A 21,939-nucleotide genomic window follows, 5' to 3' on the forward strand; every position below is an offset into this window, starting at 1 on the left:
ATTTTCCGCATAATTTTGATTGAGTAAGAATCGGGACTTTTTAATCTAACGAAGACTTACTCAAATAGACTCGTAGGTTCAGGGATTTATGGATAACGAAAGAAGGCTGAAAAAGGTTTTGGATAATATGCCTATCCTTTTCTTTTCCTTGGATGAAAACCTTAGGCCTGTATCTTGGAACCATGAATGCCAAAGAGTTTTAGGGTTTTCTTCCCAGGAAATTTTGAATGATCAAAACTTCTCCTTTAAAAATCTGATCCAGGTAAAGGAAGAAGGGGAATCTTCCGAATTCAATCCTGAACTTCTGAACTCGGATTTTAAAAATTGGGAATTAGATCTAATTTCTAAGGAAGGAAAAGCCAAGTTAGTCTCTCTTTCTAATATTTCCTCAGAATTTCCCCTCTTTGGTTCCACGAAATGGTTCGTGGGAGTGGATATCACGAGGACCAAAGAAATTGAAAGGGAATTAAAAAGTTCCTTAAAAGAGCTTTCTGACTTTCAAACTGCACTTAACGCGGTTTCTATCGTGGCAATCACAGATAGGGCCGGGACAATCATTTATGTGAACCAGAACTTCTGCGATATCAGCGGTTATTCAAGGGACGAACTTTTAGGTCATAATCATCGTATCATCAACTCAGGATACCATCCTAAGGAATTTTTTGTAGATCTTTGGAAGACAATTGCCAAAGGAAAAATTTGGCAGGGTGAAATTAAGAACAAGGCTAAAGACGGAAGATATTATTGGGTGGATACCACTATTTCTCCCATCTTGGACGGTAACGGAAAACCATATCAATATCTGGCCATCCGTAACGATATCACTGAAAGAAAAGAAACGGAGGAGAAGGCGAGACACGCGGAGAATAATCTGAAAATCCTACAAGATAGGATGAGTCCTCATTTTCTTTTTAATACTTTGAGCATTATCCATTCTTATTTGCAGACAAATCCTGGGCTTGCGGATTCAGCCATTTTAATGCTTGCAGATAATTATAGATTTTTAATGGACCAGGCGAATCAGCAACTCGTCCCTTTCGATATAGAATGGGAATTTATGGAAAATTATCTCCAACTTCTGAAACTTAGGTTTTCCGACTTCTTAGAGGTGGAATCCGAAAAATCAGGGAATTTTAAGCAGTGTCAGATCCCACCTTTGACCTTGCAGCCTCTTGTGGAAAATTCGTATATACACGGTTTGAGAGATAGAAAAGGAAAAGGAAAGATCAGCGTCAAAGCTTCTATAGAAGACGGAAAAGCGATGGTAACCATCCGAGATAACGGAAAAGGATTGAGCGATGCAAATATTCATTCCAGAAGTATCGCAAACATCTCTGAACGTTTGAAATTTTATCTTTACGATTCGGAAGTAAAAATCGAAAATCATCCAGAGGGTGGAGCCGTCGTCACGATCGGCTTTAAATCCGCGAAGAATTAAAACGATGGCAGAATGGAGAACACTTATCGTTGAGGACGAGGCGCCAACTCGGGAATTACTCGTAAATTATTGTTTAGCCCGTCCTGAATTGAAATTAGTAAAAGTGGCCAAAGACGGCGAAGAGGCACTTGAATATCTCCAGAACGAAGAATTCCATCTTGCGTTTTTGGACATTAATCTCCCCATCCTTTCCGGTTTGGATATTTTGGAAAAATTGGAAAACCCTCCTTATATCATTTTTATCACCGCGTTAAGAGACAAGGCCATCGAGGCATTCGAATTTGGTGTCATCGATTATCTTCTAAAACCTTTTTCTAAAGAAAGATTTTTTAAGGCAGTGGATCGTGCTTTGGAAATTTTGGGGAATGAGGCAGATAAACCTTCCAAGAATGTTTTTAACGAACATGGACTTTTTATTTTAGAAAAGGAAAATCATTTTCTCATCCCTTACGGAGAGATCATTTATATTTCTTCTAGAGATAATTTCAGCGTGGTCCATACTGAAAAAAGGCAATATGTAACTTACAAGTCCCTAAAAAGCCTGGAGCAAAAACTTCCGCCAGGTAAATTCATGAGAATTTATAAACAATACATAATCAATCTGGAAAAGTTATCTCATCTGCAAAGTGATAATATGGGAAATTATTCCGTTCACTTAAAAGATGAGGACGAAACACAACTTCCTGTAGGAAGAAAATATATCTCTAAGATCAAAGAACTTCTCTAATTTCTCCCTGTGATTTTACCGTTTAAGAACGGATTTACCCATATCCCATCTCGGCTATTGACTTAAGAAAGAAATTTGCCTATTATTTCTTCTTTCCGGCTTATCAGGAAGAATTACGTAAAAAGGAGAAGGGATAGTGGAGAACCAGAACGAACGTCTCGCTAGTTTACAATTTTTAGGGGGAGTGGGAACTGTTACTGGTTCTAAATACCTTATTAAAGCCTTCGGTAAAACAATCCTGGTGGACTGTGGACTTTTCCAAGGGGAGAAAAAGTTAAGACTCCTAAACTGGGACTCGGACCAATTTTTTCCGACGGAAATAGATCATATTCTTCTTACCCATGGACATTTGGACCATTGCGGATATTTGCCTAGAGCGGTCAAAAAAGGATTTAGAGGTAAGATTTTCGGCACCAAACCTACATTAGATGTATCTAATGTAGTTCTGAAAGACAGCGCAAAATTGCAGGAAGAGGATGCTGAACTTGCAAATTCAGGGGGATATTCCAAACATAAGCCCGCCTTTCCATTATACGATAGCGACGATGCCGAAAAAACGATCAAACTATTCTATGCTGTAGAGATCGGAGAATGGTTCGATTTAGAGCCTAATATACGATTTCGTTTCAGATACAACGGCCATATTTTAGGAGCGAGCTTTATTGAATTAAAGATCGGAAATAAGACCCTTATTTTTTCAGGAGATATAGGAAGAGAAGAAGATCCTCTTTTATATCCTCCGGAAAAGCCCGACGAAGGTGATATTATCCTAATAGAATCCACTTACGGAAATCGTATCCATAGAGGAAATCCGATCAAACGTTTGGCTCAGTTGATCCAAGAATTCTCCACTTCCAAAGGAACAATTATCATTCCTTGTTTTGCAGTAGAGAGAATTCAAGCAGTCATGTATTTGATCTGGAAATTGATGAAAGAGGGAGAGATCCCTAATATCCCTGTCTATATGGATTCTCCCATGGGATCCAAAGTTTTAGATTTATTTAATACTTACGGAAGTGAGTGGCATAAACTGAAGGAAGATGAATTAGCAGGATTGAAAGATGATATATTATGCATCACCGAATCTTCCGAGACCAAAAAAATAGCCAACAAAAGAGGTCCTAAAATTGTGATTGCAGGAAGTGGGATGGCCACTGGGGGCAGGGTTCTCTCCTACTTGCAACATTCCTTACGGGACCCTAACTCTTTAGTATTATTCGTAGGTTATCAAGCAAAAGAGACTAGAGGTAATAAGTTACTGAGAGGAGATACCGAGATCAAGATCAGAGGTAAATATTACGAGGTCAGATGCGATGTTCAGAATATAGACGGATTATCCGCTCATGCGGACCAAACAGAACTTATCTCTTGGTTATCCAAGATCAAAACCTCGCCTAAAGAGGTCTTTATCGTACACGGAGAAGAGGATGCCAGTAGGATCTTGGGAAATCAGATCCGCAAAGTATATGGCTGGGAAACAAGGATCCCTGAAAGGGGAGAAGTTTTCGAATTCGAAGTGTAATGAAGAGGTTGGGGGCCTGAAAGTTTCACCCTGGAAATCCGCGGGAAACCGTCCCAATCGGTAGGATGTCCCTCCGGCCCTTGACCTTTCTTTTTTTCTCACGTATTGTAAAAACATCGAGATACAAAAGGGATTTAAAGCATGACCAGCGCAGTAAAAATCGCAACCGAAACAACCCGAGTTTTACCAAGAGAAATTTTTCCGAAAGAAAATCTTCTCCATCACCATGAACTTAATTTCACTCGTAGAAAGATTTCCAAAAACGAGATCTTATTCTCCCAGGGAGATCAGGCCAACGGATTTTATATAGTAGAGACCGGTTCGATCCGATCTTATAGAACTTCCGGGTCCGGAGAAAAACAGCATACATTCAGAATTTATCATCCAGGCAACTGGGTCGGGATTAGAGACGCTGCCATCGGCGGAAATTACTTACATCATGCGGTTGCACTTGTAGAATCCACAGTTTTATTTGTGGAAGAAGAAGAGCTGCGCAGGCTTTTAAACTCCGATTCAGAATTCCAAAATTCAGTATTCAGATATGTGACGATCGAAGCGGTGGAATCGGAAAATAAGATCTACTCTTTGGGAACTCGTCAGGTTCACGCAAAACTTTCAGAATTCCTATTACAATTATCCGAATCCCAAGACTCGGAAGAAGATCTTCCTTTCACGCGTGAGATCATGGCGTCTATGATCGGCGTGACTACTGAGACTTTGGTCCGTGCCTTGGCCGATTTTAAGAGCAGAGGCTGGGTAGAAATCGATAAGAGAAAAATAGTAATCAAGAATGAAGAGGCGCTTCTTCGCTTATTGGATTAAACATTCGATCATTTTCTAAATAGAATATTAAAGTTTTATAAAATGGTCCGGTATGATTTTAAAAACACTCTCGACTTTCAAGTAAATCGGGTCCGTCTAAAAGCGGACCTTTTTATCCCGAGTAAGGCTATCTTTTTGGCGGTTCTGATTTTGGATGAGAAGGAAGACAAATTTGCTGACCGATTTTATGAGATGAGAAATTTTCTGAATGAAAGTGGAGTTGCCACTCTCTTTATAAAAGGCTTATTGACACAAGAGGAAAGAGAAGTACACGCCAATCGTTCCGATACCGACCTTTTGTCGGATCGTCTTTCCGAGATCACAAAACAGATCAAAAATATAGAAGGCACAGATTCTTTAAAAGTTTCTTATATAGGTTCTTCTTCCATTGCAGGTAGAATGTTCCGTGCAGCAGGAAGTTTGGATTCTCCTGTAGAAAGCCTGATACTGATAGGAAATGGCCTTCAAGAATATGATGGTAAATTATTAAACGCTTCCATATTGAATATTTTAGGTGAGCTCGATTTTACCGGTAGAATAGTAAATCGTTCCGTTCTTTCTAAGATTGAATCTTCTATCAAGAGAGTGTATTTTGTGCCAGGCTCTCCCAGTCATTTTGAAGACAAGACTAAATGGATTATGGTTTCTGAAGCCATACGAAGATGGTACCGCTTTCCTGAAAAAAGAGCCACGGAATTCTCCGAATTTTAAGATTTAATGATGGTGGTGAAGGTGGCTACCTTCTTCCATTTTTTCTCCCTGCTCTGAATGATGATGAGTGTGGTTCATTCTGAATAATATCAGGGAGATAGAAAGAAGAATGATCGCAAAGCCCGCGAGTTTTAGTTTATCTTTTCCGAATTTTGCCAGAATCATTTTAAATCCTAAACCGAATCCGAAAAGTAGAGGGAAGGTCCCTAAAAAGAAAAAGAACATACTGAGTGCACCGAATGCAGGTGAGCCAGTTGCAAATGCCATGACGAACGCAGGATATAAGATCCCGCATGGTAAAAAACCGGTCAACATCCCGAACATAAATCCGATTGCTAATTTGGAGCTTGGACTCTTGTTCTCCCTTATTTTTAAAAGTCTGGATCCTACTTTAGAAAATATTTTCGAGAAAAATCGATTCTGGGTCCAATCTTTCTGGAATAGAATGGAAATCCCAAAGAGTAGGATAAAACCAGCACCGAACCAGGCTGCGAATTCCTGAGCGGGAAGTAGTAAAGAAAGACTTTGGTTTGTGACCTTTCCTAAGAATCCGAATCCTAATCCGATGGAAGAGTAAGAAACTAATCTGCCTAGATTATACAAAATTTGTAATAGAACAGGACTTGTCTTTTTATCAGTCGGAGATAATGTGAGATTCAGGCTTCCTGCCAATGGTCCGCACATTCCCAAACAGTGAAAAGAACCTGTTAGGCCATTTAAAAATGATCCGAATAAGATTGCGGAAGTCAGTTCCATAATAAACTCCTAATTCGATTTTTCCTGTTTGTCTTCTTCAAATAACATTCTGTATTTAGGACCTTCGATATCCTCGTATTGGCCCGACTTAAAATTGAGCAAGAATACGTAAAATGCTCCGAAGGAGATCACGAGTGCGATCGGAATTGTCAGATACAAAGCGTTCATGTAAATACCCTATGCTTTAAAGAAAGTGAATTTAGGACTACGGTCAAGGAACTCAATGTCATAAAGCCCGCACAGATCACAGGAAGCATCAATCCTCCTGCTGCTAACGGGATCATTATGGAATTATAAACTAAAGAAAGGCAGATGTTTTGCAGAATTACCCTTCTTGTTTTTCTTGCGATCAAAACTGATTTAGGAAGTGAATCCAGTTTGTCTTTTACGAGTATGATATCCGATTTATCCAAGGAAAGATCGGAACCCATTCCCATAGAAATACCTAAATCTGCCTGAGCGATACAGGCTGAATCGTTGATCCCATCTCCAACCATAAGGACCACTTCCCCTGAAGATTGGGCTTCTAAGATCCTTTCTTTCTTTTGTAGAGGAGTTAAATTTGCTTTATAACTTTGTATCCCCAATTCTCTGGAAAGGGTTTCCACCTTGGATGGAATATCTCCGGACAATATTTCCATATTAGAAAAGAATGATTTTAGCTCTTGAATAGATCCTTTCGCTTCCGCTCTGGCTTTATCTCTGAATTCCCAAGCAACCAAGGGGATCCCATTCTCTGAAAGATGGATCCATCCGTCGTTTTCCGGATTATTTTCCCAGGCGAAGTTCTTTTTCCCGATTCGGTAAGTCTTGCCTTGGAATACGGCTTCCATTCCTTCTCCTGGAATTTCTTTGTAGGAGTTCCAACCAGAGGACGTACTCGCCGAGCCTGATTCGGAATTGTTAGAGCTAATATTCTCTAAAAACTCAGGGGCATCCGTTGCAAATGTCTCTATAATCGATTTTGCGATTGGGTGAGAAGAATGGGATTCTAATCGGATCGCGATCTCTCTGTACTTGGAAGAATTTTCCTCTATTGTGAAATATTTTTCTGCGTTTAATTCTAATTTGCCTGTGGTCAGCGTTCCAGTTTTGTCGAAGAAAATCCGATTTGCTTTTGCTAAAATTTCCACTGACTCCGGATTTTTGACGAGTACACCTTCCCTAGATTGGAGTAAGTGACTGATCACGAGTGCAGCCGGAACACTTAAGCCTAGCGCGCAAGGGCAGGCGACAATTAAAACGCTGATCGTATTTAAGATCGCATCTTCCATTGAATGAAAATTAAACCAGTAGATAAATGTTCCTATCGCAACGAATAGTACAACTTTAATGAAAACAGCGGCCAGTTTGTCGGTACTTCTTTGGATTTTCGGCTTTGTTAATAAAGAATCTTCTAATATTCTTCCGATCTGTGCGAGCGAGCTTTCGTTAGCGCTTCCTTTTGCCTGGAATTTTACGTCGGTAGAAAGTGAAACGGAACCTGCCTTGATCTCTGCCCCTTTCGATTTTCGGATCGGTTTACTTTCTCCGGTCAAAACGGATTCATCGAAGAATGCGGTCTCGGAATCTAAGATCCCGTCTACCGGAGCCTTACTTCCTAATGATAGTCGAACTAAGTCTCCTTTTTCAATGGAAGCTGCGGAATGTTTGGACCAGATCCCTTTTTTAGAGACTTCGTATTCTTCCGGAAGGAGGGAGAGTAATTCTCCTATTTTTGCCCCTGCCTTGTAACGGATCATTGCTTCGAAATATTTTCCGAGTAAAATGAAGAAGTAGATGGTGCAAACAGAGTCGAAATAGACTTCTCCCTTCCCGGAAATTGTTACATAAATACTATAGAAGTAAGCAAGACTTACTCCTGCGAATAATAATGTATCCATTCCGAGAAGTTTTCTTTTCCAGGATTCGTAAGCACCCTTCCAGAACGGATATCCTGAATAAAAATAAACCGGGGTAGCAAATATCCAGGAAATATAATGGAATAAATTTTTAATATTGAATTCCATTCCTTCGAAATAGCCCGCATAAAGACTTGCGGAGAACAGCATGATATTTCCCCAGCAGAAGCCCGCGACTATCATTCGGATGCTAAGCTCTTGGAATGGTTTTTCTACCTTGGATTCTGCCTTTAGGGGAGAATATAGTTTGGCCTTGTATCCTAAACTTTCGATCGTTTTGATGATTTTTCCAAGTGTGATCTTAGAAAGATCAAATCCTACTTTGAGTCTTCCTGTCCCGAAATTGATCCTCGCTTCTTGGATCCCTTCTGTTTTTGTGAGAACAGTTTCTATCAACCAAACGCAAGCAGAACAATGTAGGTTAGTGACTGTGATGTATATGTTTGAATCCGAACCGGTCTTCTTTTCTAAATATTCCGAATATACGGATTCGTTATCCAATTCTTCCGGAGAAAATTTTGGAGCGTACGTATCGATTGGTTCTAAAGATTGGGTTCCTCTAATCTGATAGAATTGATCCAATCCGTTTTCGAGTAATAAATGAGAGATTTCAGCACATCCATTACAACAATATTCCCTTTCTACTCCTTGTTCCGTTCTGCGTATAGATACTCCATCGATCTCTGTATTACAATGAAAACATAATGTTTTGTTTTCTAATACTTTCAATGTTTTACCTTAAGTGATACGGTTTTTTCCAGAGTTCCTTCCGGGATTTTAGCGGAGATTGAAATTCTCCACTCTCCTGGGAAAGGAATAGAGAGTGTTCCTTGGTATTTTCCAGGGGTAGCTTCTTTTAAGGTGATTGTCTCATTGAATTTTTCAGTCGCTGTTTTATCCAATTGGACTTGGATATGAGCACCTTGGATCTTTTGTCCGTTATGTTTGAATTCCAACTGTAGCTCTTGTTTTCCAGATTGAATTATATTCGGATTTTGGAGCCAATCCGCTTGGAATCCATAGCCTGCCTCTACCATTTTTCTTTGAGATAGAATGGACTGTTCGTATTTGAGTCCTTTTTCGTAATAATTGGAATCGATAGTCGGAGTATGCCCTGCTAAAGCTAGTTTTACGGTATAGAAAGTAGCAACAAACAATGCGAGAAATGCGATCTTTATCACCCAAAAGGCTCTTTTTAAACTAACGTCCATGGACTATCCTCTCATCATTTTGTATTTTCCATCCGGAAATAGATACCGGAAGCAGGAATGGGACTGTCTCCGATTTTGAATATTCAGAATCTTGAATATCTATCACTTTTAGCTTAATATCATGACTTCTTTTTTTAGAGTCTTGCTCTGCTATCTTAAGTTCTATAAAGAGTCTGTATCTTTCCTCGGAGTTTCCTTTTAATTGTACGGTAGCTTCTTCCGTTCCGCCAACGAGTATTTTTCTTTCTCCCTGCAAGTCGGAGGTCTCTATTTCGAATTTTAAGGTTCTGTCTTTGGGAGTCAGGTTCTGCATTTGTACTTCGTAAAAGTTACGAACAATCCCTTCTTGGATTAACATCGGTTGTATATTTCTATCTGGAAGAACGGATAGATAAAGTGGGACTCTGCTCGATAATAAGATCCCGATTGCCGAGATTGTGAGCGTAAGAAAGAGAGCGTAGATGACGGTTCTCGGCCGGATCCAACGGATAGGAGAGCCTTTTTGGGAGATCTGGTTTTCAGACCAGTAGCCTATCAAGGTTTTCTTATTTTCCTTATCCATTTGTTTTGTGCATGCGTCCGAACATTTTCCGCATGCGATACACCAAGGATTGGCTCCTTCTCTGATATCTATTCCTGTAGGACATACGACCAGGCACATATTACAGGCCGTGCAATCGCCGATCTTTGTTTTTCCCTGTCTTCTGGGTTCTCCCCTTGAGTAATCGTAAGTAATATTGACTGAATGATTGTCCATCATCACTGTTTGGAAGCGTGCATAAGGACAACCATATTTACAGAATTGCTCCCGTATAAAAGCAATATCGGCATACATTGCGAACGTAAAAAATCCCAGAAATAAAGACCAAGTAGGGAAATTTACATTAGGATTTTTGAAATAAGAGATCATCTGGTATGGATCTGAAAAATAGGAGATCCAAGCAAAAGACGCGGCAAAGCTAACTAAAATCCATGCTACGTGAGTTAGAGCTACTAAGGCACGGTTTGCATCTTGTTTTCCGTATTTTGAATCTTGTATCTTCCTTCCGATCCAATCGAAAATATCAGAATAGATGGTTTGTGGACAAGCCCATCCGCACCAAACTCTACCAATCAGAGTAGTAAAGAAGAAAAGGGAGAGTCCGGCAGCAATCAGGAATAAATGAAGAAAATATCCTTCCTGAGGGATAAAAATATTACCGAATAGAAAGAACTTTCTATCCGGTATATCCAATCGGATAGCTTGAAATCCATCCCAGCGAATCCAAGGAGTTATAAAAAAGAGAAGGACCAAGAAAACCTGGACGTAATTTCTTGCAGTCCTTATCTTTCCCTGCATTGGTCTTGAAATGATCATTGCTCCCCCTTATGATCCACTGAGACGGTTGAACTTATTTGGAAGATTTTAGCTCCGGATTCCGGGAAGCCAACCAAGCAAGTACTTGGTAAACTTTTTCGGAACCTAATGAGTTCTCATGAGCCGGCATCGGTCCTCTGCCTAATTTCGCTCTTTCAACGGAAATTCCCTTCATTACGGTTGCATAAAGTTCTAGATCCGTATTTCCGTGCAGCCATTCCTTATCCATTAGGTTAGGGCCTACTAAACCTTCTCCTGTCGGTCCATGGCAAGCGACACAATAGGTTTGGAACGTTTTTTGTCCCGCATTGATCGCTTCTTGGTTCCCTCTGAACGGATTTGATCCGTCTGTAGACTCAACTGCAACGTTACGATTCGGAAATTCTTTCTCGTATTCTTGGATCTGGGCCGCATAATACTCGCTTGTTCCCCAGTCCGAAAATCCGTGGAAGTATACGGCGTAAACCCCAGCGAAAATAATACATCCTAAGAAAACCCATTTCCACCATTCTGGAAGGGGATTGTCTGCCTGTCTGATCCCGTCGAATTCCTTGTTTGGATCACTCATATTAATCCTCCTCCAGCATTCGGAATTTAGGTTTTTCCATTCTTTCCTTTCTGGAACTTCTATATACGTATAAGATAATCGTAAATATGGATAGTACCAGGATCGGAAGTCTTAACGATTTATAAATTTGTAATGTATCTAAATCCATATCGTATCTCACTGTAAACTTTTGGACAATTCGGCGGTATCTCTTCCCAATTTCAGCAGGTATGCGATTAAAGCGTCTCCTGCAGTTTTTCCGGCTAATAAATTAGGAGCGGAGGAGATATCTTCTTCCGTATATGGAACTCCTACCTTTTGGAGTCCTCTCATATGGTCCGCGATCTTAGAAGCATCGACGGTGGAAGACTCTTCGAATAACCAAGGATATGCAGGCATTATGGAACCTTTTGCTGTATCTCTAGGATTAATCAAATGTGTCTTATGCCATTCCGCAGAGGGTTGTATCTGAGATTCATGAGCCAGATCCGGTCCTGTTCTTTTGGATCCCCATAGGAAAGGGTGATCGTAAACATACTCTCCCGCTTTGGAGTAACCGTCTTTTCCATAGGAATGCTGAGGGTCGAAACGATCCACTTCCCATTTAAAAGGACGTATCATCTGAGTGTGACAGTTATTACATCCTTCCTTCTGATAAACATCCCTTCCTGCCAATTCCAATGCGTTATACGGCTTTACGTTCTGAATAGGCTCTGCCGTTTTTGTGAGGAAGAAGGGAGGAACTAACTCGAATAATCCTCCGATCAAGATAGCTATCGTAGTATATAATGTGAATTTAACTCCGTGTTTTTCCCACTGATCTGTAAAACCGGAGAACCAATCCAATAATTTGTCGAACCAATTCATACAACTTTCTCCTCTTTTGATCCGATCCTTAGATCGACTTCCTTGAATCCGGAGCCGGAGTTCATGATAGTACGGACTACATTATAGATCATGATGATTAACCCGGTAAAGTAGAGTCCTCCTCCGATACCACGGAACAACCTATATGGTTTTAAAGTTTCTGTGATCTGTACCCAGTTCGGGAACTTTAAAGCTCCTGTTTCGTCTATTGCTCTCCACATGGATCCTTCGCTGATTCCGGATACCCACATTGAAACGATATACAATAAGATCCCAAGGGTCGCGATCCAGAAGTGAACGTTAGCCAGTCTTTCAGAGAATAAGTTAGTATTCCATAACCTAGGCACCAAATAATAGATGACTGCGAAAGACATCATACCTACCCAGCCTAATGTTCCTCCGTGAACGTGTCCGATGATCCAGTCGGTATTATGACCTAAACCGCTTACTGCTCGGATGGAAAGAAGAGGTCCTTCGAAAGTGGACATACCGTAAAATGTGAGTCCTACTAAGAGCATCTTTAAAGTAGCATCCGTTTTGATTTTTTCCTTGGCTTGAGTAAGTGTTAAAAATCCGTTTAACATACCTCCCCAAGAAGGCATCCATAACATAATACTAAATACCATCCCTGTAGTTTGTAACCAATCTGGAAGTGGAGAATAAAGTAGATGGTGAGGACCCGCCCAAATATAAAGGAAGATCAAACTCCAGAAGTGAATGATGGAGAGTCTATGACTATAAATGGGTTGTTTGATATGTTTGGGAAGATAGTAATACATCAATCCCAGAAATGGAGTGGTGAGAACGAATGCCACCGCGTTATGTCCATACCACCATTGGATGTTTGCGTCATACACTCCGGAGTATATAGAATAGGATTTGATCCAACTTACCGGAATAGAAAGGTTATTTACGATGAATAGGATCGGGATCGTAACCCAGGAAGCGATATAGAACCAGATCGCTGCATATAGTTGCTTTTCTTCGCGAGTAAAGATTGTAGCGAAGTAGTTGATCAGGAAGATTACGAACCAGATCACGATCATAAGGTCCAAAGGCCATTCCAATTCGGCATATTCCTTGGATTGGTTTAAGCCTAAAGGCAGGGTGATCGCTGCCGCAATTATCGTAAGGTTGTAAAGGACTAAGTGTAAGTTTGCTAGCTTATTGCTCCAAATTCTTACTCTACAAAGTCTTTGTACAGTGTGATAAGCCGTTGCGAATATAATACTCAATGCGAACCCGAAAATCGCCGCATTCGTATGTAAGGGTCTCAACCTGCCGAAAGTGAAGTAGGGTCCGAAATTCAATTCAGGATATACCATTTGGAAGGCGATCCATACTCCCACAAGCATGGAAGCCACGCCCCAAACCAATCCCGATATCAAAAATCCTTTGACGATCGTATCGTTATATTTTTGTTCTGAAGAACTCATTCTTGATCTCTCCGGTTTTTCCGTGAAGGATAATTCCACATTTAGATTGGAATGTCGAAACGCAAGGATTCCGACTTCTTCTTCCTTCAAAACGGTCTTGATAATTGTCAACTGGAGAGTGAGGAGTTGAACTTGTTTGTCAATAAATTACTATTTAATTAAATTATAATATACTTTAGAATGTGCAGGGGTTTTCGATTTTGAGAATTAAAATCCTTTGAATCTTTCGAAAGCCTCTCTTTCCAGGGATTCTCTATGATTCGGATGAGCAATTTGCGTAAGAAGTTTTGCTCTTTGTTTTAGATTTTTGCCGTAAAGATCCGCGATCCCGTATTCTGTGATTATATAATGAACATTTGCTCTGGTAGTGGTTACACTTGCACCAGGTTGTAGAATTGGAACGATCCTGGATTTTCCGTGAGAAGTTACGGAAGGAAGTGCAATGATCGGTTTTCCACCCTCAGAAAGGGAAGCTCCTCGGATAAAATCCATCTGTCCTCCCACTCCGGAATACTGTCTGGTCCCGATAGAATCCGCACATACCTGACCGGTAAGATCCACTTCGATCGCAGAATTGATCGCGGTTACTTTTGGATTTTTGCGAATATTCGCAGTATCGTTGATATAGCCGATATCTAAAAATACAACTTCCGGATTATCATCCACAAAATCGTAAAGTTTTCTGGTTCCCATCACGAATCCTGTAACTATTTTTCCAGGATGGATCTTTTTATGTTTACCTGTGATGATCCCTTTTTCCACCAAAGGAATGACACCGTCTGAAAACATTTCCGTATGAATTCCTAGATCTTTATGATTTTGTAAACAAGAGAGGACTGCATCCGGAATAGCTCCTATTCCCATTTGTAAAGTGGCTCCGTCTTCTACAAGACCTGCTATATACTCACCGATCTTTGATTCTATTTGGTCGGGTTTCGTATATTTTGCTTCTAATAGTGGAATATTACCTTCTACTAATTTATGGATTTTGTTTATATGAACGATCCCGTCTCCATGTGTTCTGGGCATAAAACTGTTCACCTGAGCGATTACCAGATTGGCAGAATCAACCGCGGCCTTGCTTATATCGACGGAAACTCCTAAGGAGCAAAAACCATGTTTGTCAGGAGGAGAAACTGTGATAAGAGCCACATCCAAAGGCAGGATCTTTTTTCTAAATAGAGAAGGGCATTCACTTAAGAAGATGGGAAGATAATCAGCTCTTCCTTCCTTTACCGCCTCTCTCATATTCGCTCCTACGAATAGAGCGTTTGTATGAAAAGAAGACTCCATCCCATTTTGGGCGTAGGGAACTTCTCCTTCCGTATGGATATGAACCATCTCAACATTTTGTAGCTCTGAAGCTCTGGAACTTAATGCTTCGACTAGAAGTTTAGGAGCGGCGAATACGCTGTGGATGAAAACTCTTTGGTCGTTTTTGATCTCTGCAACCGCTTCATTCGGGGAAACATAATGTAAGTCCATATCGGAATTATTTTCCGATTTTTACCGACTAGAAGTCAAGGGACAAAATTCCGGAGAATGTATTGATATTTCTTATCTTTTGTATTTTGAACGAATATGTGAAGAAGGTCCGCTGGATCGAAAAGATCCCTAGAATAAGGGAGAATTTTACTTCTTCTATTTCTTTCCTGAACCTTATTCTGGAACATTAAAAAGGTTTATAATTCCGGAATGGTCTGAAGAATCAGTGTAGATGTATTCCGTTTTCTCTCAAAAATTCCCGGGAGTTTTACTGATCTCAATCTTGTTGTTTGGTTTGGGATGCGAGTCGGGATCTTTTTCAAAGATAAAACCGAAAGTAGAAAACGGAATATTGGACCTAAGCAATCGTTGGGACTTCGGAAAAGAAGAACCTCTGAGTATAGAAGGGGACTGGGTATTTTATTGGTCTCAATTATTTTCGGAGATCAAAAATAATTTAAAGTCCGATCTGGATCCTTCTCAAAAATCCAAAGAGCAAATCAAATTCGGAGATGTTCCAAATGTTTGGAACGAATACAAAGATCTAAACCAAAACTATCCCGGCTTCGGATATGCCACCTACAAGATACTCCTTCGTTTAGACAAACCTGAAACTGATATGGCAATTAAGATGCTGGAAGCTTCCACATCTTATAATCTTTACGTAAATGGAAAAAAGGTGATCTCGAGCGGAGTGGTCGGAAAAACTCCTGAGACAAGCGAGCCTTTGTACAGACCTGGAGTGAGCGAATTATTCGATCTTGGTAAGGAAAATGAAATTGCGATAGAGATCTCCAATTTTTCCCATTTTAAAGGAGGCCCTTGGGCAAAGATCTATATAGGAAAAAGAAAGGATCTGGTTACCGTACGCCAGAGTAATGTCAGATTAGATTTGTTCGTAGGTGGAGGACTTTTTGTTTTAGGTCTATATCACCTTAGCTTATTCGCATTCTTAAGAAGAGAAACCTCTACATTATATTATGGAATTCTAACAATCTGTTCCACTATCCGTATTTTGATAACAGGAGAAAGGATATTATATTCTATTTTTCCTAATTTTGATTTCGAATGGGGATATAGGTTGGAATTAATATCCAGCTTTTTGATCGCAATATTCTTTCCATTATTTATCCGAACCTTATATCCGGATGAGATAAACAAAAAAGTTATTCGGTTTTTAATTAGTATCGTTATAGGGCTTTCTGTAATCGTATTATTCACTCCTTTGGTCATCTATTCCAGGACCATCTCTATTTTTGGGATTTTAGTTACTATAGCTTGCTTTTATCTAGTATACGTTTTTTGGAAAGCGATGCAGAATAAGAAGCTGGGGGCAGATGTAGGCTTATTCTTCTTTCTTCTCTTTTTTGCAGTAGTGACCAATGATATATTGTATGCGAATATGATCATAAATACTGCATACTTCTCCTCTTATGGAGTAGCTTCTTTTTTTGTGGCCCAAGCGTTTATGGTCTCTCAGAGATTTACTAGCGCCTATAAACTTTCCGAAAAATTGGCTCACGATCTACAAGAATCCAACCAACGATTGATCTCCTTGGACAAATTGAAGGACGAATTCTTAGCAAATACTTCTCATGAATTGAGAACGCCATTGCAAGGGATTATTGGAATTGCTGACTCCTTAAAAAGAGGAGTGGGTGGTCCATTATCTGAATCAATTACAAGACAATTGGGAATGATCGTCACTAGCGGACAAAGACTTTCTAGTTTAGTAAACGATATTATAGATTTTTCTAAATTAAAACATAAAGATTTAAACTTAAATCTAAGATCCGTAGACTTATACCAAGCTGTGAATTTTACTCTAGAGTTGAACCGGATCTCAGCTGACGAGACTAAGATAAAATTAGTGAACGCTATCTTACCTGAGTTTCCGGATTTACTCGCAGACGAAAATAGACTACAGCAGATCCTGCAAAACCTAGTGAGTAACGCGATAAAATTTACGGAGAAGGGAGAGATCGTAGTCAGTGCTCGGATCAAAGCCCTTGGGATTGCAGAGGTTAGCGTAAAAGATACAGGAATAGGGATCGATCCTGTAGAACACCAAAAAGTATTCGAATTTTTCGAACAAGTAGAAAGAGGGGATTCCAAAAATAGTTCAGGCGCAGGTCTTGGACTTGCTATCAGCAGGGCATTAGTTGTATTACATGGAGGAGAGATCGGAGTAGAGTCCAGCTCTGGTTCTGGGTCTCGTTTTTATTTTACGATTCCACTAGTATCAGGTAAAATCCCAAGATCGGATGGAAAAGAATTAAAAAATTATAAAGAAGGAAATCATCTTGGTTCAACGGTGGCTCTTCAAAATGAGTCTTCCGATTCTGAAAAAAATGCGAGGATCTTGGTCGTAGACGACGAACCTGTAAACTTGCAAGTAATACAAAACTATCTTTCTTTAAGAAATATTTCCTCAGTCACAGCAAAAAGTGGAATGGAAGCCTTAGAAATATTACAAAAAGACAAGGAGTTTGATGTTGTTATTTTAGATGTGATGATGCCTAAGATGTCCGGCTTAGACACAGCCAGAGAGATCCGTAAAACACTTAGCACATTGGAACTTCCCATATTGATGTTGACCGCAAAAAACCAGGACAAGGATCTAATGGCCGCGCTGAATAATGGTGCAAATGATTATCTACTCAAACCTTTCGATTTTGAAGAATTGATCTTAAGGATCAATAATTTACTCGCTTTGGCGGACGGTCACAAGAGCCGCTTAAATCAGGAGAATGAAAAGAGAGAAGCTGTAAATAACGTAAGGCAGAGGATTAATATCGACTTACACGATCATTTAGGCGGAAAACTTACCGATCTAAAGTTTTTGTCGGAAGAATTATTGGCCCAAAACCAAGAAAATAAGCCTATCTTCAAAAAGATCAACGAAGCGGTGAATCAGTCCATCCATATCCTGAGAGAACAGATGTTGAAGATAGAGGACCTTGGATTATTGTCCGAAAATTTTATCACAGGTATCAACTTAGTTTTACTCAGAAGATATTCGGATGTGGAAAGAGACTTGGAATTCGAATGCCAAGACGAACTACTTAAATTTTTTGAAGAAGAAAAGAATGAAACTTCTGTAATAGAACTGTATAGTATTGTAAATGAGATCACGAATAACGATCTAAAATACGGGCAGAGTGTTTCTAAATGGAATTTCTATTTAGAAAATGGAGATCTGATTACCGAAATGAATGCGGAATCTTCCTACCATCTCAGAAAACATAAAACCGGAAGAGGTACCGAGAATCTGATCTATAGGATCTCTGGGCTTGGTGGAAAAGTGGAAATGTCCTTAGTTGAAAACATATATAAGATAAAAATAAATATCCCGATCGGAAATTTTTCCGTAAAATAAATAAGGTGTGAATACTGTCATGAAAAGTTCGGAAATCAAAGTAGGAATCGTAGAAAACGACGAAAGTTTTAAGAATCAGATCCTAAAGACGCTGGAATCCATTCCTGAGATAGGTGGTGTGTTCCATTGGGAATCCGCAGAATCCTTTTGGGAAGATGAAAAGGGAAGGGCATTAGATATAATTTTTCTGGATATTATGTTATCCGAAATGAATGGAGTGGAACTTGCCGGAAAAATTTCCGCTAGGGATCCAGAAATCTCCAAAATTATGCTCTCCAATATGAATTCGGACGAACTAATTTATGAATCCCTAAAGAACGGTGCCATCGGTTATATCCTAAAATCAGAATTAAAGGATATCGCGGATGTGGTGGATACCGTTTTAAAAGGAGGAGCGATCATCACTCCTACCATTGCGTTTCGAGTACTGAATAGTTTTAAACAAAAGGATTATTCGGGAGAATTTAAACTGACCCCGAAAGAAAAACAGATCTTGGACGAGATGGTAAAAGGAAAGACGATCGGAAGAGTGGCGGAATTCCTAAAAGTCAGCAAATACACTGTCCAACACCATGTGAAGAATATATACAAAAAACTGAATGTACACAACAGAGCCGAATTGGTGAGAAAGGCGAGTGATATAGGCTTATTGCCTTAAATGTTTTTACGAGCCGGGAATATTTATCAATGTTTCCAGTAGGAGCCGCAAACTAGTAATCATTGGGAAATCGTGCTCAGCTCATCCAAGAAAGCCACCGCGAAACTTCCGGTGCCGGAAGATCTTTCTGCCGCTCTGGAACCCGCAATTGCAAAAACAGCGGATGCGGAAACTGCTGCACGTAATGCGTCTTTTTGAACGGCTAAGAAAGAGGCGATCAATGCTCCTAAAGAACATCCCACTCCGGTAACCTTAGTCATCAGAATATGCCCCCCAGGGACCGCAAAGGTCTCTTTTCCATCGGTGATATAATCTACTTCTCCGCTGATTGCAATTATAGCTCCAGAATTGATCGCCAATTCTTTAGCAAGAGGAAGTGCATCTGAAGAAGCAGCCGTAGAATCCACACCCTTTCCTCCGCCTACAGTGCCAGTAAGAGCCAGGATCTCGGAAGCGTTTCCTCGGATTACAGTCGGTTTATGTTGTAAAAGATCTTTCGCAATTTCAGTTCTATATCTAAGAGCGCCTACTGCGACCGGATCTAAAACCCATGGAGTTCCAGCTTTTTGGGCAGAGATCGCAGCAGCTTTAATCGCCTTAGCATCGAAATTATTTATTGTCCCTATGTTGATCAGCACTCCACCTGCGATTGCCGCGAAATCGGAAACTTCTTCTTCTGCGATGACCATTGCGGGAGAAGCTCCAGCTGCCAAAAGAACATTCGCGGTCCAGTTCGTGACCACGATATTTGTGAGCACATGTGTAAGAGGCGCGTGTTTGCGGACTTCTGCCAGGTCGGAAACCACGTCGGAAGAAGGCCAGGTTCTTTGTTTTAAAGAAGCAGTTGTCATAAATTATTTTCCTTGGTCGCTTTCCGCCGTATCACGTATCCAACATATTGAATTATATCATAGCATAGCAGAATGAGATTGTAAAGAGGCACGAGTCAAACTATTTTTCCTTTCATAAACGAATAAAGAAGAAGGAGGAAAGGAAGTGAATCTACTATAGAGGAGTCAGACTGAGTGCATCTTCATTAAGCATGCATAACGTTCTGGCTTTGAGATACTTTCTGATATTCTATCTTGGGATAAAAAACGGACCTATTACTTAAGAGACTCATGGTCTTAGGTCGGGGACTTAACAGTTATCTTAACTTTTTTTGCGAATTTTTTTGAAATCGTAAGACATAGTGTAGGGATTATTTATAAGATCCGTCTACATTAGTAATCACTCTTATCTAGTTTTCATTAGGGAGGAATAATGAAAGGAAGGATTGCCGGCATCAATGAGAAGTCGAATAAAATGATTATACTTACCGAGCACGGTTACACTTTTGGGAGCGGCAATGTAGAATACATGCAATTGGATCATGTAATCACTGGCGAGCTGAGAAGTAGTGGGACTGAGATCCTTACCAATATTACTTCCGGAGACGACTTTGTGTTAGATATAGAAGCATACGATTGTTCTAAAGAGATCGCGCTTACTTTATTGAATGCGGAATAGTTTTTCGATCCATTCTTGCTTTTCTAATAATAGCGAATAGCGTAAAAATCCGAAGCCGGGTTCACCCGACTTCGGAGAAGAAAATTATCTTCCGTATTTTGCGGTCAATTTTCCTTCTGCAAGTTTTAGGGAATTGATATAAAACCCGACTAACGCACCTGAAGCTTCTCCATCCAAGTCTATCTTATCCTTTAGAGCAAATACCTTAAAGATATAACGGTGAGGTTTGTCTCCTTTAGGCGGGCAAGGTCCACCATATCCAGGTTTACCGAAATCAGTTCTACCTTGGACTGCACCTGCAGGCAGCGGTCCTTTATCATTTCCTGCTTTTGCTGGAAGGCTTGTGACAGTTGCTGGAATATTGATCACAGTCCAATGCCACCATCCACTTCCGGTAGGAGCATCCGGATCGTACGCAGTCACTGCGAAAAATTTGGTTTCTTTAGGAGCGCCTGACCATTGTAAGTCGGGAGAGTTATTCTCTCCGGAACATCCGAATCCAGAAAAAACGTGAGCGTTGGCGATTGTTCCTCCTTCTTTGAGGGCGGAGCTAGTGACCTTTAGGTCCACGGCAAACGCCGATCCAGCAAAGAATAAAACACAAAGTAAAATACCGTTCTGAAACGATTGGAATCTCTTCATAAAACCTCCGAGTTCTTATCGTTGCAGAATAACACCGGAAGTCTTGCTCTTCATTCAAAATTTAAGAAAAAATCGGTCTTATGTCCGGACCCGATCAAGGATTGTGCCGTTCCGATCACGACCTGCTTCTCTTCTCAACATTGTGGGAGAATATCCGAATCTGTCCCTGAATCGTACCGCGAATCTGGAAGCGGAATCGTATCCTGCTTCTCTTGCGATCTCTCCAATCGTTCGATCCGTCGCTTGCAATAGGGAAAGTGCAAATGACATTCTGACATCAATCAGTATCTCTGAAAAAGAAGAAAGTTCGGAGGAAAGTCTTCTTCTCAAAGTGGCTTCGCTCATATCCAGACGATCCGCGATTTCCACCGCCGACCAATCTTTAGCGGGATTTGCACTCAGAAAAGACCGAACTTTTTGGGAGATATTTTCAGGAGAAGGTACCTTGAACTTTCTTCCATACTCTCCTAACCAGATCAATATCTCAGTCGCCCTATGAATGGCAACCTGGTCGGAGATCAATTTGTCCGTGGTGATAGATTCTGTTGCAAGTTTGAATGCATCCGAAAATCCGGAGGTTATATTAGAAAAAATGAATGCGGGTTCTATATCTTTTAGGCCCTGAAGATCCGGTTTATAATTTCGGATCACATTTGGATGGAATGCGATCCAAGCAGCTTCGAATTCGTCGGCATCCGGCCGATTGATCACATCGAATGCCTGGCCTCCTGCGATTGCAACCGCTTCTCCTGCTTTGATATCCAATTCCAGATCATTCTGCTTCAGGCTTTTGATCCCTTTTTTGACGAATACCAATGTTGGTAGTTCGGTGACCACTCTAGAAAGATATAATTCTCTTTTTTGTATCACTGTGGCAGAGAGTCCGACCCCTTCTTTGGATATAATGGAACGTTTCATGATATAGTTTTCTGATCTGGACTCAGACTTGTCTCTTCTAAAATGGAGAGAGG

21 protein-coding genes are annotated in these 21,939 nt (G+C 40.4%); 8 read left to right on the plus strand and 13 right to left on the minus strand.

The genetic code is table 11. The features are described 5' to 3' along the window. Positions 1 to 88 precede the first annotated feature (88 nt). The 5 genes from LPTSP_RS01460 (at position 89) to LPTSP_RS01480 (ending at position 5,220) form a co-directional block, all read left to right on the plus strand. Positions 89 to 1,438 (plus strand): PAS domain S-box protein, encoded by a 1,350-nt coding sequence (locus tag LPTSP_RS01460; protein WP_108927081.1) that lies wholly within the window; start codon positions 89 to 91, stop codon positions 1,436 to 1,438. Between the two features lie 4 nt (positions 1,439 to 1,442). Then, positions 1,443 to 2,165 (plus strand): LytR/AlgR family response regulator transcription factor, encoded by a 723-nt coding sequence (locus LPTSP_RS01465; protein WP_108927082.1) that lies wholly within the window; start codon positions 1,443 to 1,445, stop codon positions 2,163 to 2,165. Between the two features lie 136 nt (positions 2,166 to 2,301). After that, complete coding sequence (locus tag LPTSP_RS01470) at positions 2,302 to 3,687, plus strand: MBL fold metallo-hydrolase RNA specificity domain-containing protein (RefSeq protein ID WP_108927083.1); 1,386 nt, start codon at positions 2,302 to 2,304, stop codon at positions 3,685 to 3,687. Between the two features lie 141 nt (positions 3,688 to 3,828). Then, on the plus strand, positions 3,829 to 4,509 hold the full coding sequence (locus tag LPTSP_RS01475; RefSeq protein WP_108927084.1) for a Crp/Fnr family transcriptional regulator: 681 nt from the start codon (positions 3,829 to 3,831) through the stop codon (positions 4,507 to 4,509). A gap of 135 nt (positions 4,510 to 4,644) precedes the next feature. Beyond that, positions 4,645 to 5,220 (plus strand): dienelactone hydrolase, encoded by a 576-nt coding sequence (locus tag LPTSP_RS01480; RefSeq protein ID WP_245915442.1) that lies wholly within the window; start codon positions 4,645 to 4,647, stop codon positions 5,218 to 5,220. Between the two features lie 3 nt (positions 5,221 to 5,223). Here the strand turns inward: LPTSP_RS01480 and LPTSP_RS01485 are convergent, their stop codons facing one another. From LPTSP_RS01485 to LPTSP_RS01530, 10 genes are all read right to left on the minus strand, one after another. Next, on the minus strand, positions 5,224 to 5,976 hold the full coding sequence (locus LPTSP_RS01485) for a sulfite exporter TauE/SafE family protein (protein WP_108927086.1): 753 nt from the start codon (positions 5,974 to 5,976) through the stop codon (positions 5,224 to 5,226). A 9-nt stretch (positions 5,977 to 5,985) separates the two neighbouring features. Continuing rightward, positions 5,986 to 6,144 (minus strand): cbb3-type cytochrome oxidase assembly protein CcoS, encoded by a 159-nt coding sequence (ccoS, locus tag LPTSP_RS01490; protein WP_008591697.1) that lies wholly within the window; start codon positions 6,142 to 6,144, stop codon positions 5,986 to 5,988. After that, a complete protein-coding gene (locus tag LPTSP_RS01495; protein ID WP_108927087.1) occupies positions 6,141 to 8,606 on the minus strand; it encodes a heavy metal translocating P-type ATPase in 2,466 nt (821 codons plus the stop codon). The genes ccoS and LPTSP_RS01495 overlap by 4 nt, the downstream gene beginning before the upstream one ends. Continuing rightward, complete coding sequence (locus tag LPTSP_RS01500; RefSeq protein WP_108927088.1) at positions 8,603 to 9,088, minus strand: FixH family protein; 486 nt, start codon at positions 9,086 to 9,088, stop codon at positions 8,603 to 8,605. Before LPTSP_RS01500 ends, LPTSP_RS01495 begins: the two co-directional genes overlap by 4 nt. Continuing rightward, complete coding sequence (ccoG, locus tag LPTSP_RS01505) at positions 9,078 to 10,445, minus strand: cytochrome c oxidase accessory protein CcoG (RefSeq protein ID WP_108927089.1); 1,368 nt, start codon at positions 10,443 to 10,445, stop codon at positions 9,078 to 9,080. Before ccoG ends, LPTSP_RS01500 begins: the two co-directional genes overlap by 11 nt. Before the next feature lie 34 nt (positions 10,446 to 10,479). Then, positions 10,480 to 11,013 carry a cbb3-type cytochrome c oxidase N-terminal domain-containing protein gene (locus LPTSP_RS01510; protein WP_108927090.1) on the minus strand — a complete coding sequence of 178 codons (534 nt, stop codon included), beginning with the start codon at positions 11,011 to 11,013 and terminating at the stop codon, positions 10,480 to 10,482. Position 11,014: 1 nt separating this feature from the next. Then, the gene (locus tag LPTSP_RS01515; protein ID WP_020768294.1) at positions 11,015 to 11,161 is read right to left on the minus strand and encodes a cbb3-type cytochrome c oxidase subunit 3; all 147 of its coding nucleotides are present in this window, start codon (positions 11,159 to 11,161) and stop codon (positions 11,015 to 11,017) included. A gap of 8 nt (positions 11,162 to 11,169) precedes the next feature. Beyond that, complete coding sequence (gene ccoO, locus LPTSP_RS01520) at positions 11,170 to 11,859, minus strand: cytochrome-c oxidase, cbb3-type subunit II (protein WP_108927091.1); 690 nt, start codon at positions 11,857 to 11,859, stop codon at positions 11,170 to 11,172. Further along, positions 11,856 to 13,295, minus strand: coding sequence for a cytochrome-c oxidase, cbb3-type subunit I (gene ccoN / locus LPTSP_RS01525; RefSeq protein ID WP_108927460.1), 1,440 nt, complete (start codon positions 13,293 to 13,295; stop codon positions 11,856 to 11,858). The genes ccoO and ccoN overlap by 4 nt, the downstream gene beginning before the upstream one ends. Positions 13,296 to 13,502: 207 nt before the next feature. Then, positions 13,503 to 14,780: an acetyl-CoA hydrolase/transferase family protein gene (locus LPTSP_RS01530; RefSeq protein WP_108927092.1), complete on the minus strand. Its 1,278-nt coding sequence runs from the start codon at positions 14,778 to 14,780 to the stop codon at positions 13,503 to 13,505. A gap of 232 nt (positions 14,781 to 15,012) precedes the next feature. On the opposite strand from LPTSP_RS01530, the gene LPTSP_RS01535 reads away from it, so the two are divergent. Together LPTSP_RS01535 and LPTSP_RS01540 are read left to right on the plus strand one after the other, a co-directional pair. Next, positions 15,013 to 18,159: a response regulator gene (locus tag LPTSP_RS01535; RefSeq protein WP_108927093.1), complete on the plus strand. Its 3,147-nt coding sequence runs from the start codon at positions 15,013 to 15,015 to the stop codon at positions 18,157 to 18,159. A gap of 19 nt (positions 18,160 to 18,178) precedes the next feature. Then, the gene (locus tag LPTSP_RS01540) at positions 18,179 to 18,817 is read left to right on the plus strand and encodes a LuxR C-terminal-related transcriptional regulator (protein WP_108927461.1); all 639 of its coding nucleotides are present in this window, start codon (positions 18,179 to 18,181) and stop codon (positions 18,815 to 18,817) included. A gap of 59 nt (positions 18,818 to 18,876) precedes the next feature. Here LPTSP_RS01540 and thiM read toward each other — a convergent pair whose 3' ends face one another. Continuing rightward, entirely contained in the window at positions 18,877 to 19,668 is a 792-nt protein-coding gene (gene thiM / locus LPTSP_RS01545; RefSeq protein WP_108927094.1) for a hydroxyethylthiazole kinase, read from the minus strand. A 412-nt stretch (positions 19,669 to 20,080) separates the two neighbouring features. Between thiM and LPTSP_RS01550 the strand changes: the two genes are divergently transcribed. Further along, a complete protein-coding gene (locus tag LPTSP_RS01550; RefSeq protein WP_108927095.1) occupies positions 20,081 to 20,326 on the plus strand; it encodes a hypothetical protein in 246 nt (81 codons plus the stop codon). A gap of 84 nt (positions 20,327 to 20,410) precedes the next feature. Here LPTSP_RS01550 and LPTSP_RS01555 read toward each other — a convergent pair whose 3' ends face one another. Together LPTSP_RS01555 and LPTSP_RS01560 are read right to left on the minus strand one after the other, a co-directional pair. Beyond that, the gene (locus tag LPTSP_RS01555; protein WP_108927096.1) at positions 20,411 to 20,968 is read right to left on the minus strand and encodes a YbhB/YbcL family Raf kinase inhibitor-like protein; all 558 of its coding nucleotides are present in this window, start codon (positions 20,966 to 20,968) and stop codon (positions 20,411 to 20,413) included. Between the two features lie 78 nt (positions 20,969 to 21,046). Continuing rightward, complete coding sequence (locus LPTSP_RS01560) at positions 21,047 to 21,886, minus strand: AraC family transcriptional regulator (RefSeq protein WP_108927097.1); 840 nt, start codon at positions 21,884 to 21,886, stop codon at positions 21,047 to 21,049. Positions 21,887 to 21,939 lie beyond the last annotated feature (53 nt).

The organism is Leptospira johnsonii (assembly GCF_003112675.1).
GTDB lineage: Bacteria > Spirochaetota > Leptospiria > Leptospirales > Leptospiraceae > Leptospira_B > Leptospira_B johnsonii.